Raw genomic sequence first — 12,246 nt, 5'->3', positions numbered from 1 at the left:
AGCTCCGGCACCCTGACCGCTCCCCCGGTGGGCGGTCAGCCTTGGGGTCCTGTACGGACCTGGGTCCGTAAAGGACCTACGTGGCCTTCCCGTTGAGCGAGGCAGGCCGCGGGGCGGCGAGTTCGCTCACCGGGACGTCGGCGAGACCCAACTGCCCGGCCTTCTCCAGGAGTTCACCGAGCGGCCCGGACTGCGCGCCGCCGCCGCTCTTCATCAACTGCATCAGCAGCGCCGAGACCGTCAGGTTCTGCACATCTCCCGTGGACACCGACCCGAGCACCTTGGTCAGGTCCTCGGTGAACGAACCCGAACCGTCCAGCCACGGGCCGGCCAGCGCCTGCGCGGTCTGCGAGTTCTGCACGAACCCGTCGACGCTCTTGCCGAGGGCGATGGAGGACATGAGGCGGTCGAAGAAGACCGCCTCGCCGCCGACGATGCTGATGTCGGCGCTCTCCAGGCCGGTCGCGAGGACCGTGGCCTGTGCCTCGGCGACCTGCCGCTGCACGTCCAGACCGGCGAGGCGGATGTCCTTCTCCGCCTCCAGGCGCAGCCGGTACTCCTCGTGCCCGCGGGAGGCCTCGTCCAGGGCGGCCATCGCGACAGCCTTCTGGTTGATGCCCTCGGCCTCGGCCTTCAGCTTCTCGCCGATGCCGGTCGCCTCGGCCAGCGCCTTCGCCCTGGCCCCCTCGGCCTCCGCACGCAGCCGCGCCTCGGTGGCCTCGGCCTCCGCGCGGCCCGCCTTCTCGATCGCGTCCGCTTCCTTCTCGCGGACCTGCACGGCGGCGAGTCCTTCGGCCGCCGCCTCGGCCTGAATACCTTCGGCGAGCCGGGTCTTGGCACGGGATTCGAGGTCGGCGGCCTTCACGCGTGCCTCGGCGAGCGTGACCTCCTCCTGCGCCCGGTGCACGGCCGCGGCCTCGGCCGCCTCGGCGGCCTTGATGTCCTTGACAAGCTTCTCCTGCGCCTCGGCCTCGGCCGCGATGATGACGGCCTGCCGCTGCCGCTCGGCCTCCTCCACGGCCCGCAGCTTCTTGATGGACTCCTCCTGCTCGGCGACCGTACGGTCCACGGCGACCCGCTCCCGTACGACCTCGGCGATGTCCCGCTTCTCCGTCTCGACTTCCTTGTCGGCGGCGATCCGGGTCAGCTGCGTCTCCCGCTCGCGGGCGATCACTTCGAGCATGCGGTCCTTCTCGATCCGCTCGTTCTCGATCGCGATGACGCGTTCCTTGTTCTTCGCCGCGACGGCCACCTCACGCGCCTGGTTCTCACGCTGCACGCCGAGCTGCTCCTCGGTCCGCAGGAACGCCGCCTGCGCCCGCAGCCGCTCCTCCTCGACGACCTTCGCCGTCTCGGCCTCCTCACGGGCCCGTACGGTCTCGATCTCGCGGCGCTGCTTGATCTCCGCGTCCGCCTGCCGGCGCTCCAGTTCCAGGATCGCCTCGCGGGCGTCCACGTCCTGGCGCGTGATCTCCTTCTGCTCGTGGCGCTGCGCCTCGTTGGTGCGGACGTGCTCGACCGCCGTCAGCTCGGTGATCTTCCGAATGCCCTGGGCGTCGAGGACGTTGGCCGGGTCGAGCTGCGTGAGCGGGGTCTGCTCCAGGTAGTCGATCGCGGCGTCCTCGAGGTGGTAGCCGTTGAGGTCGACACCGATCAACTCGATGATCTTGTACCGGAGTTCTTCGCGCTTGGTGTAGAGGTCCGTGAAGTCCATCTGCTTGCCGACGGTCTTCAGGGCCTCGGAGAACTTCGCGTGGAACAGCTCCTGCAGCGTGTCCCGGTCGCTGGCCCGCGCGGTGCCGACGGCCTGCGCGACCTTGATGACGTCATCGGCGGTCTTGTTCACCTTGACGAAGAACGAGATCCGGATGTCGGCCCGGATGTTGTCCCGGCAGATCAGACCCTCGCGGCCGGCCCGGGTGATCTCGATGGTCTTCACCGAGATGTCCATCACCTCGGCCTTGTGCAGGACGGGCAGCACGACCTGCCCGGTGAAGGTGACATCCACCTTGCGGAGCTTGGAGACGATCAGCGCCTTGCCCTGTTCGACCTTACGGAACAGACGGCTGAGCGCGAAGAGTACGACTACGGCGACGAGCAGGACGACGGCAGCGGACAAGCCGATGCCCATGGTGGTGGCATCCATATGAGATCCCCGATGGTGAGACGAGCAAAGAGGAAGGCCGGGACGCGCCAGTGCGCTCCGGCGCGACCGCGAGCACGGAATGCGAGCACGGAAATGTCGCGCAGGACAGCGCGAGGGAAGGCTGACGACGTAGGTCAGGCGCTACGACGAGTGCGGTCGGCGGACATCGAACGGTCCGCCCCGGGTTCGTCAGGAGGGAGAGCGGACCGGCGCGTCAGAAAGACGAGAGGCATGCGGGAGGTGATGACGCCGTCGATGCCGAAGTGCTCGCTCATGGTCCCCTCCTCGCCCTCACGCTCCCCGCTGCGGGGAACCGCGCTTGCTGCTATCCGGCACCGGAACTCCCTCGGCGCCGCTCCGTGGGCACTATCGCATGAGGTCCCGCGCAGCTTCATTGCCGTTGACCGGCAGTCTTAACGCGTCTTTAATGCCGGGAGCACTCATACGGAAGGAGGGCGGGAATGACGGTGCTTGATATATCTCAGGAGTATCTGGCCGAGAATGCCCAGTGCTTGAGGGATGCCTGCACGACCGGCAGGCGCCTGACCCGCGAAGAGCTCGACGCGCACCGGGCCCGCGGCGAGCAGGCGGCGGAGGCCGGGCTCGGTCTGCGGGCGCTGGTCCGCGCGCATCTGACGGCCGCGGAGGAGCTGCGTCTCTCGCTGCCCGCCGCACAGGCCGCGCATCTGCTCGCCGCGGTGGCCCAGGCGGTGGACGCCTCCGCGGAGGGACATGAGCGCGCACAGCGCCTGGCGATCCGTCAGGAGGAGGGCATCCGGCGGGAGTTCATCGACGACCTGCTGTACGGCCGCAGCGATCTGGGCCGCCTCGCGCAGCGCGCCGAACGCTTCGGGCTGCTCCTGTCCCACGCGCACGCGGTCGCCGTGGCGCAGGGGCCGCAGCCCTACGCCGAGGGCTCACCCGTGAGCCGGCAGATCGAGGCGGCGCTCACGGCCCGCTTCGCGAGCCGCAGCATCCTTCTGACCACCAAGGACGACCGGCTGATCTGCATCGCCCCCGGCGACCAGACCGATGTGCTGCGGCACTTCGCCAAGCAGGCGTACGCGGCCACGGAGGGCGCTCTCGTCGGCATCGGCCGCGCCCACCCGGGCGCCGGCGGCGTGGTCCACTCCTACGAGGAAGCCCTCAGCACTCTCGATCTCGCCGAGCGCATGGAGCTCGACGGACCGGTTCTGTACGCGGCCGACCTGCTGGTCTACCCCGTTCTCGCCCGCGACCGGCAGGCCCTGACCGACCTGGTCGACAGCGCGCTCGGCCCGCTCGACCAGGCACGCGGTGGCGCCCAGCCCCTCATCGACACACTGACCGCGTACTTCGACAGCGGTTGCGTCGCCGCCGAGGCGGCACGCCGGCTGAGCCTGAGTGTGCGCGCCATGACGTACCGCCTCGAACGGATCCACTCACTGACCGGTTACGACCCCGGCAATCCCACACACCGCTACACCTTGCAGACGTCAGTCATCGGGGCGCGACTGCTCGGGTGGCCGGGCGCGGCGGGCTGAACCGGGCGCCGGGGGCGCCGAACGCGCCCACGCCGCCGGATCAGGGGTGTTCGCCCACCGCGGGGTGGTTCGTGTACGCCGCGGATCCCAGGGCCGCGCGCTCACCACGGCCGCGCAGACCGCCGCCGCGAAAGCCGATGTGAGGCCGACGACGGAGACGAGGGGGTCGGCCGGTGAGCGGGGCAGGGGTTGGTCCGTCGGCTCGACCACACCGGCCGCGTCGAACACCATGGGGGTCAGATCGCCCACCTGTGTGGTCGCGTCACAGCCTGCCCGAGCCTGAACGGGGGTGCCGTCGAGCAGTGCGACCGAGCAGCTGTACGAGCTGTAGTTGCGGGACTCGTAGTGCTTGACGTGGACCTCGGTGATCTCCACCGTGCGCTGTTCACCCCGTACGACCAGGACCAGTTGGGCCCCGGCCGAGGAGCCCAGCCAGGACAGGGCCAGGCCCAGGCCGACGGCCGCGAGGACGAAGGCGTGGCCCGCGCGCATCGTGAGCAGGCTCAGGGCGGTGCCCACGACCAGCACCGTGGCGGCGCCCGAGCCCAGCCCTCGGTGGCCGGTCAGCAGACCCGCCGCCACGCTCGCGGCGACGAGTCCGGTGGCGAGCAGGCCCGCCGTGGCACCCGTGAGCAGCAGCCTGCGCGACGGTCTGCCGTCGAGGTCCGCGCGGCCCCACCACTGCGCGACGCCGGCGCTCACGGGACGTCCGGAAGCTTCAGCCCCGTGCACTGTTCCCGCCGCACCTCGTCCTCGGCGAACGCGGCCACGTACTCCCGCAGTTGCACCCGTTGCCGGTGCTTCTCCGCGGCGGTCGGCGGTTCGTACGGGCCGTCCGCCTCGCGTTCGGCCGACGTGCGGTTGTCGTAGCCCCAGTGCGCGGCGAAGCCCGTGTTCTCGCCGTCGCAGCGGGCGACGGCCCAGGCCCGGTGCTCGGTCAGGGCCGGCTTCCAGGTCCTGCCGGACATCGGCAGGGGGCCGGGGCCCGAGCCCGGCTCGTGGAGGGCCGGGCTCCATTCGCCGCGCCACGTGGTGAGTTCGACCAGCGGACGGCCCAGGCGCTTCTCCCCGAAGGAGTCCTCGGTGCGCGGTGCGTACAGCGTGCACCGCCCGACGATTCCGCCCCGTGCGATCGCGATCCGCACCTCGCCGTCGCGTCCTTCCTCCGGAACGCTGCGGGTGGCGAGCACATCGCACGCGGTGCCCTGCGCGCGGGCGCGCGGCACGATGCTGCCGGTGTCGGGGACCGCGCCCTTCTTCGGCGCGGGCAGCGGCTCGGCGTCGCAGCCGAGCTTGTCCGCCATCCTGTTCGTCATCGTCACGGCGAGGCGCAGCATCGCGGCCTTCTCCGCGCGGCTCTCGGCGAAGTAGGTCCAGGTGTCGACCAGGAGCCTGCGGTTCGCGCCGAGCGGATCCCCGGGGAGGCCGGGGCACTCGGGCCGGAGCAGGACGCGGCTGTTCTGCGCCTCGAAGCCCGGCAGACCGCCCGGCAGTACGGCGTGCGGCGGCACCGCGGATCCGACGAACCGCAGCTCCTCGCGCTGAGCGGACCCGGGCGGGAACGCGTTGACGGCCACGATGACCTTGCCCTCGTCGTTGCGCAACGCGCAGTGGTACGCGCCGGTCCGCTCATCGGAGGTCTCCTCCTCGGACCCGAGCCGCTCCCCGGACCGCACCGCCTCGACGTCAGCGCCCGGCAGCATCCCGCCACACGCCTCCCGCGCCAGCCACCACTCCTTGACCGGCGCGCGGACCGCGAACCCGACGATGACCAGGACCACGGCGGAACACCCCACGCTCCACAGCCACTTACGGTGCCGTATCGCCCGATCCCCCACGAAAACCCCCGCTGTCTCACCCGTACCGGCGCGATCCTCGCACAGGGCGCACGGCCCGTCGGCGCTGCACCCCACGTCACTGCGGGCGGCGCTTGCTCCGCTCCGTCGCGGTGAGGCGGGCGAAGAACAGGACGAGCACGGCGTTGATCACCGCGTAGATCCACTGGCCGTGGGTCAGTGCGGTCAGGAGCCCCGTCGAGCTGACGACGATCATCGCCCCGTACAGGAGGAGTACGGATCCGGCGGAACGCATGTCAGTACTGGTCCAGGATGCGCTGAGCCACCCGCCGTACGTCCGTGTCGAGTTGGGACGCGGAGGGGTCGTGCCAGCGTTGGAGGGACACGTACACGATCAGGTTCTCCTTGCGGAGGGTCAGGCTGTGGGTGCGGCTGACCGAGGTCTCGCCGCGGAACGTGTCGCGTTCCAGGCGGCCCTCGTCGCCGAGGCCCCGGACCTTCCGGCCCTCCGCCTCGGCGATCTCGGACTCGGCCCTGTCCTGTGCGCTCTCACCGGTCAGCGGTGAGTCGGGTATCGCCACCACGCGGACCGTCAGTTCCGGCGCATAGTCGTCCGTCTCCCACTCGCAGCCGGCGGCCCGGCCGTCGGCGCGCCCGGGTGTGGTGTCGATGACCTTCGCGCCCGGCACGAGCGCCGCCCCCTGCGAACGCAGCCGCGCGCACACGGGCTCGACCTCCGTCGTGGTGCCGCCCTGGGGCGGCCCGGCGCGCTCGGGGATCCGGCCGTCGAGCCGCTCGACCACATCGGCGGCCGCCCGCTGCGCGGCGGCCTCCACCTGGTGGCGGGGCGGCACCTCACCCCACACCGTCGACAGTCCCACCTCGGTTCGCGCCTTCACGCGCACGATCACGTTGCGGTGACGGACCATGACGTCGGCCCCGGTCTTCCGGGACCCCTGAACCGTGCCGAACGCGGCCGACTTCGCCTCGTCGCCGAGACCTTCGAGCCGGTGTCCGTCCACGAACGCCTCGTCGTCCTTGTCCTCGTTCTCGATCGTGCCGCGCCCGGCCTCGTCGTAGGCCTTGCGTGCCAAGGCGACCGCCGACGCGGGTTTGCGGGCGGTCGTGCCCGAGGGGTCCGGCGCGTCGGGCGAGTACGCCCGCACCCGCACCTCCAGCGTGCGCTCCGCGTGCCGGGGCGCGTTCCGCTCCTGCCATGTGCAGTCGACGGGCGGCGGCATCCCCTTGCGGTACGTCCCGATCGCGCGCTGTGCCTGAGGGGAGACCGCCTCGCACGCGGTGGCGACCTCGTCCGGCCGCAGATCCCCCTTGCGCCAGGCCGGTTTCGCCTCCGCTCCGGGCTTCGAGAACGCCTCGGGGTCGTACGTACGCCGCTCACCTCCGGAGGGCGGCAGCGGGTAGGCGACGATGCTGGAGCCCGTCGAGTCGGACATGCGGCTGAGATAGATCCGTTCGTCGTCCCAGGCGGCCGTGAACTGCGCTTGCACCCGGCTCTCCGCGATCCGGCCGATCGTGCGCTCCTTGCCGTCGCTCATACCGAACGACACCAGCCACCACACCGGTTGCTGCCCGGGGCCGGTGACCTGGCGTGCGGCAAGCAGCCGGTCCTTCCGGACCCCGATCAGATGCGCCTCGTCCTGCCGCTTCTGCCAGCGCACCTTGCCGGTGTCCAGGTCGTACGCGTACAGGGCGGGGTCCCTTTGATAGCCGATGACCAGCGTGTTCCCCTGGATGAACGGGCCTGCCGTGACCGGCTCGGCCAGGGTGCCGATCTGACTCAGGCGCTTGCCGATGGTCTGCACGGGCTTTCCGTCGGCGTCGTACGTCTGGAGCAGCCGGTGGCCCGCGCGGCTGATGTCGAGGATCAGCGGGTCGTCCGAGACGATGCCGTGCAGTTCGTCCCCGATCTTCCGGGCCTTGGTGCGCCACAGCGGCTTGGTGGCGGCGCCTTCGTAGAGCGCGAAGCTCGCCGGGGCGCCGTCCTCCGCGTGGATCCAGCCGGGTACCAGCTCCTTCGCCTGGCCCACCGGGTCTTCCTTGACGGCGAGATGACGTCCGGTGAGCGACACGTCGTGCGCACAGGCCTTGTCGCCCTTGAGGCGTGAGCCGAGCGGTTTGCCGTCGCTCACCCGGAACTGCTCGACGCCGTTGCAGTACACCGTGACGGTGACCGCGTCGTCGCCGATGCTGATCTTGTTGCCGCTGATGCCCTCGTTCGACCGGCCGATGGAGCGGGACCACTGCACGCGGCCGTCCGCGAGGTCGACGACTCCCGCGTAATTGCAGCCTTCCTTCTTCCCGTCGGTGAAGTACAGCGCGCCGAGCCCGGCCGCGTTCGCCTGCTCGGAGGCGCCGCAGACGGCGCTCATCCCCTTGGGGAGCCGCAGGGTCCAGCGCTTGTCGCCCGTCCTGGCGTCGTACCCCTCGGTCCGCTCCTTGTCGTGCAGCACGACGGTGTCCCGGCCGGTCCAGAGGACCCTGCTGCTGCCCACGGATCCTGGGACGGGCAGCTCCCAGAGCTTCTTCACCTTCGGCGGCTGCGCGGCCGCCCGCCGCTCCCCCTGCCCGTCCTTCCCGCCGTCGCCACCCGTGCAGGCGGCGCTCGCGAGCAGCGCGCACAACAGGCCGAGAATGACAGCCATACGAAAACGCAAATGACGAAGACGCGTACGTCGAGCCATGAGTGGTATCCCCCGATTCCCCTGAGCAGGCAGGCTAGGGGGGCGCGGAGCACCGCTGTCAAGGAATGACACCAAACCGCGTCTCAGCCCTCGAAGGCGTCCGCGCCGGTCTCCCACGCCCGTGCGAGTTCCGCATCGGCCGGAAACCGGTCGTTGAGCTGCAGGATCACCATCCCGTGCGCGAACGCCCAGGCTGCGCGGGCGGTGTCGGCATCACCGCCGCAGACGCGCAGGAGCGGGGCGGACGCGCGGGCTTCGAGGCCCTCGGGCAGGGACGCGCGCGGGAGCGGGCGGTCCGTGTTGAGGCGGTAGAGGTGGGGGTGGGCGAGGGCGTAGTCGCGGTAGGCCTGCAGGAGCGTGGCCAGGGAGCCGTCGGCCTTCTCCAGGGTGTCGGCGATCTCCTGGAAGCTGAGCACGATCAGCTCCAGCTCCAGGGCCGCCTTGTCGGGGAAGTGCTTGTAGAGCGAGGGCGCCTTGATGCCGAGGCGGTCGGCGAGGGCGCGCATGGTGAGCGCCGTGGGGCCGTGCTCCTCCAGAATCGCGCGCGCCTCGGTCACGATCTCGCGCTTGCGGGGGGTGAGCCGGTCGGTGGGGTTGCCCTCAGGCACGCTGGAACCCTTCCTTCGTCCGCAGTCCGTAGCCGAAGGCGCGATCGTACGAGATGTGGGCGAGCCAGCCGCACAGGCCCGCGAAGAGTGCGGGCGCGTCCACCGGCAGGAACGGGAACACGAGCATCAGGCCGAAGGGGACCAGCGCCCGGTGCGCCCAGTTGTAGTACGGGACGGCGCGGGGCGAGAGGCCGCCGCGGGGCATCTTCGCGGAGCCCTGGACGTCGATGAAGAGCGCGAAGTCCGGGGCGAGGAGGAAGGCGAAGGCGACGCCGGCCGCGAGCCAGCCGTGGTTGACACCCTCCACGATCGCGAACGCCGTCCAGAAGAGCGCTCCGGCGAGCCAGGCGGCGCGGCGGAGTTTGGTGCTCAGGGGGCGGGAAGGGGTGGAGGTGGGAGTGGGGGTCGAGATCGCGGTGCTCATGGCTGTTCCCTTCGGAGCGAGGACCGGATGGCTAACCTTGTTAGCCACAACAGTAAGGCTAACGACGTTAGCCGTCAAGGTTCCGGGATCCGCACCGCTTGACCTTGCCGCAGCGTCAGGGTTTCTACTGATCCCATGCGAATCGGCGAGATCGCCGCACTCGCCGGGGTCACCCCGCGCGCCGTGCGGCACTACCACCATCTGGGGCTGCTGCCCGAACCCGAGCGGCTGCCCAACGGCTACCGCGACTACGGCGTACGGCACGCCGTGGCCCTCGCGCGGATCCGGCGGCTGACCGAGCTGGGGCTCGGCCTCCCCGAGGTACGCGATGTGCTCGCCGACGACGAAGGGCGCGAGCTCACCGAGGTCCTGGAGGAACTGGACGAGGACCTCGCGCGGCAGGCAGCCCGGATCGAGGAGCGGCGGGCGCGGCTGCGGGTCCTGCTCGACCAGGCGCGGGCGGGGACGCTGCCCGCCGAGGGCCCGGTGTCACCGGGGCTCGCGGAGCTGCTCGGCGCCTTCGCGCCGACCGCTTCGCGCAGCGCCGCCAAGGACCGCGAGCATCTGACGCTGATCGACTCGATGGCACCGTCCGAGGAACGCGACCGGCTGCTCGCCGCGCTGCGCCCGCTCGCCGAGGACCCCGAACTGACCGCCCGGGTCCACACGTTGTACGAGCGGCTCGACGACCTGGAGCACTCGGCGGCGGACGATCCGCGGATCGGTCCGCTGGCCGAGGAGTTCGCCGCGGCCGTACCGGACCCGCTGCTCGCCCTGTTCGCGGGAGCGGGCGTGGGCGAGGCGAGCCGGGAGCACCCGTACGGACAGGCCATGCTCGACGATTTCGCGCCGGCGCAGGCCGCCGTGATCGAGCGGTTCATCGCGGCGCTGATGCTGCGAGGAGGGGGTACGCCATGAGGAACAGCAACTGGTGGCGGGTGCTCAAGCGGCTCACCGTCCATGAGTTCAAGGCCTTCCGCAGCCTCTGGCTGTGGCTCACGCGGCGGCGTCACGAGGTCGGGCCCGGGGCGCTCGGCGCCGGGTACACGCAGGCGCAGACCGCGCTGATCTTCGGGTTCCTGTTCGTGGCGGTCGTGGAGACCGTCGTCCTCGCGTTCCTGATCCCGTGGCCGACGGTGCACGCGATGGTGACCTTCATCGATGTGTACGGAGTGCTGCAGATCCTCGCGTTCCACGCGGCGTGCGTGACCCGCCCGCACGTGGCGGAGGCGGACGGTTCGCTGAGGCTGCGCTACGGGGCTCTGTTCGACCTGCGGATCCGGCCCGAGAACCTGCGTACCGTACGCGTGGAGCGCCGCTACCCCGGAGGCAAGCACTTCCAGCTGGACGACGACGGCCTCCTCGACGTGATCATCGGCGGGCAGACGACGGTGACGGTGGAGCTGGCCGAACCGGTCGCCTTCGTCCGCCCGTTGGGCAGGACCGGGCAGGCGCGGACGATCCGCTTCAACGCGGACGACCCGGCGGCGCTCGTGGCCGCGCTCAAGAAGGGCGCCGGGAACGGGAGCCGGAGCGGGGTCACGCAGGCGCGAACTGCACCTTCGCCTGCCCCGGATCCGCTTGCGTGAGGCGCACCCGCAGCCGCTCCCCCAGCGGCAGATCGGCCTCGCCGCCCTCGATCCGGGCGACCACGGCGGGCTCCTCCAGGTGCACGGTCCCGACGGCCGGCTGGTGCTCCTTCACATCGACCACGTACGCGTCGAAGATCTCGCCGACCCGGTCCTTGAGCAGCGCGGCCTCGACGATGTCGACGCACTCGCGCTCGACACCGTTGGCGCGCCGGCTGCCGTCGGCCATCTCCTGCGGCAGCGCGTCGAGGGCGGTGAGCACCCACTCGGGCGGCTCCTGCCCGGCGACCGCGGCGACGCAGATCTCGCCCGCGTAGCGGTCGACGAGGCGGCGCAGGGGTGCGGTGCAGTGCGTGTACTCGTCGGCGACGGCCGCGTGGATCCGGGGGTCGGGGAGCACTCCGCCGGTGAAGGCCGTGTAGCCCGCGCCGCGCAGCAGCGCCGTGCACTCCTGCAGGAACGCGGCGTGGTTGCTGTTGTGCGGGTCGAGGCCGCGGACGACGTCGGCGTACGAGACGTGGTGCGGCCAGTCGACCCCGAGGGCCTTCGCGCAGCGGCGCAGCCGGCCGACCGCGCCCTGCGGTGCGGCGGGCAGGGTGCGCAGGATGCCGGTGCCGTGCTCGACCATGAGGTCCGCGGCGACGGCGCCGGTGAGCAGGGAGATATGGGCGTTCCAGCCGTCGGCGGGCAGCGGGGCACGGTACTCCAGGTGGTAGCCGTCGGGCCGCTCGACGATCTCCTGCTCGGGGACGTTCAGCGAGATGCCGCCGCGGGCGATCTCCTGGCGGTCGCGCAGCAGCCCGATCTCCTCGAGCAGCGAGAGCGGCTCCTCGGCGGTGCCGCTGTCGATGGCCCGCTGCACCCCGTCGTAGTCGAGCTTGGCGCGGCTGCGGACGAGGGCGCGGTGGACGTCCGTCGCGACGGCGAGCCCGTCCGCGTCGAGGTCGATGGTCCACAGGAGGGCCGGGCAGTCCTGGTCGGGCAGCAGGCTCGCGGCGCCCTCGGAGAGGGACGCCGGGTGCAGCGGGACCTTCTCGTCGGGAAAGTAGAGCGTGGTCACGCGGGCGTGCGCCTCGCGGTCGAGCGCGCCGCCGGGCGTGACCCAGGCGGCGACGTCGGCGATGGCGTACCGCACACGGAAGCCGCCGCCGTCGCGCCGCTCCAGGAACATCGCCTGGTCCAGGTCACGGGACGTGGGCGGGTCGATCGTGAAGAACGGCACGTCGGTGGCGTCCCGGTGGCCGCTCAGATCCGGCGACTTGACGACCTCGGCGGCCTCCGCGAGCACGTCGGCCGGGAAGTCCGCCGGCACCTCCAGGCGCGTCCGCAGTTCGCGCAACGCGGCCCGCAGAGGGGCCTCCGCTGCGCCGGTCACATGCATCTGGCGGCGGGGCATGCACCGAGCGTAGGGCGGGGGCGGGCGGTGCGCGCGGCGGTCGTCGCCGTCGGGGCCCGCGC

At 71.5% G+C, this 12,246-nt stretch carries 12 protein-coding genes; 3 read left to right on the top strand and 9 right to left on the bottom strand.

Translation table 11 applies throughout. The features are described from left to right. Positions 1–76: 76 nt before the first annotated feature. Positions 77–2,146 carry an SPFH domain-containing protein gene (locus ACIBI4_RS27660; RefSeq protein ID WP_399206786.1) on the bottom strand — a complete coding sequence of 690 codons (2,070 nt, stop codon included), beginning with the start codon at positions 2,144–2,146 and terminating at the stop codon, positions 77–79. Between the two features lie 134 nt (positions 2,147–2,280). Next, positions 2,281–2,421: a hypothetical protein gene (locus ACIBI4_RS27655; protein WP_399206785.1), complete on the bottom strand. Its 141-nt coding sequence runs from the start codon at positions 2,419–2,421 to the stop codon at positions 2,281–2,283. A 186-nt stretch (positions 2,422–2,607) separates the two neighbouring features. Between ACIBI4_RS27655 and ACIBI4_RS27650 the strand changes: the two genes are divergently transcribed. Next, positions 2,608–3,669 carry a PucR family transcriptional regulator gene (locus ACIBI4_RS27650; RefSeq protein ID WP_399206783.1) on the top strand — a complete coding sequence of 354 codons (1,062 nt, stop codon included), beginning with the start codon at positions 2,608–2,610 and terminating at the stop codon, positions 3,667–3,669. Here the strand turns inward: ACIBI4_RS27650 and ACIBI4_RS27645 are convergent. The 6 genes from ACIBI4_RS27645 to ACIBI4_RS27620 form a co-directional block, all read right to left on the bottom strand. Next, a complete protein-coding gene (locus ACIBI4_RS27645) occupies positions 3,622–4,371 on the bottom strand; it encodes a hypothetical protein (RefSeq protein ID WP_399206782.1) in 750 nt (249 codons plus the stop codon). The genes ACIBI4_RS27650 and ACIBI4_RS27645 overlap by 48 nt on opposite strands. After that, entirely contained in the window at positions 4,368–5,450 is a 1,083-nt protein-coding gene (locus ACIBI4_RS27640; protein ID WP_399206781.1) for a hypothetical protein, read from the bottom strand. The genes ACIBI4_RS27645 and ACIBI4_RS27640 overlap by 4 nt, the downstream gene beginning before the upstream one ends. 133 nt (positions 5,451–5,583) lie before the next feature. Next, positions 5,584–5,760 (bottom strand): hypothetical protein, encoded by a 177-nt coding sequence (locus tag ACIBI4_RS27635; protein WP_399206780.1) that lies wholly within the window; start codon positions 5,758–5,760, stop codon positions 5,584–5,586. Between the two features lies 1 nt (position 5,761). Continuing rightward, on the bottom strand, positions 5,762–8,128 hold the full coding sequence (locus tag ACIBI4_RS27630) for a PQQ-binding-like beta-propeller repeat protein (RefSeq protein ID WP_399206779.1): 2,367 nt from the start codon (positions 8,126–8,128) through the stop codon (positions 5,762–5,764). Positions 8,129–8,250: 122 nt separating this feature from the next. Beyond that, a complete protein-coding gene (locus ACIBI4_RS27625) occupies positions 8,251–8,775 on the bottom strand; it encodes a TetR/AcrR family transcriptional regulator (protein WP_399206778.1) in 525 nt (174 codons plus the stop codon). Next, positions 8,768–9,199, bottom strand: coding sequence for a DUF4260 family protein (locus ACIBI4_RS27620; RefSeq protein ID WP_399206777.1), 432 nt, complete (start codon positions 9,197–9,199; stop codon positions 8,768–8,770). Before ACIBI4_RS27620 ends, ACIBI4_RS27625 begins: the two co-directional genes overlap by 8 nt. Positions 9,200–9,334: 135 nt before the next feature. Between ACIBI4_RS27620 and ACIBI4_RS27615 the strand changes: the two genes are divergently transcribed. Both ACIBI4_RS27615 and ACIBI4_RS27610 read left to right on the top strand, forming a co-directional pair. Then, positions 9,335–10,117 carry a MerR family transcriptional regulator gene (locus tag ACIBI4_RS27615; protein ID WP_399206776.1) on the top strand — a complete coding sequence of 261 codons (783 nt, stop codon included), beginning with the start codon at positions 9,335–9,337 and terminating at the stop codon, positions 10,115–10,117. Continuing rightward, complete coding sequence (locus tag ACIBI4_RS27610) at positions 10,114–10,788, top strand: hypothetical protein (RefSeq protein ID WP_399206775.1); 675 nt, start codon at positions 10,114–10,116, stop codon at positions 10,786–10,788. Before ACIBI4_RS27615 ends, ACIBI4_RS27610 begins: the two co-directional genes overlap by 4 nt. On the opposite strand, the gene ACIBI4_RS27605 is transcribed toward ACIBI4_RS27610, so the two are convergent. Next, entirely contained in the window at positions 10,739–12,184 is a 1,446-nt protein-coding gene (locus tag ACIBI4_RS27605) for an RNB domain-containing ribonuclease (protein WP_399206774.1), read from the bottom strand. The genes ACIBI4_RS27610 and ACIBI4_RS27605 overlap by 50 nt on opposite strands. Between the last annotated feature and the right edge of the window lie 62 nt (positions 12,185–12,246).

Source organism: Streptomyces sp. NPDC050418 (genome assembly GCF_044458745.1).
GTDB lineage: Bacteria > Actinomycetota > Actinomycetes > Streptomycetales > Streptomycetaceae > Streptomyces.
This window is presented reverse-complemented; position numbering and strand designations above follow the sequence as displayed.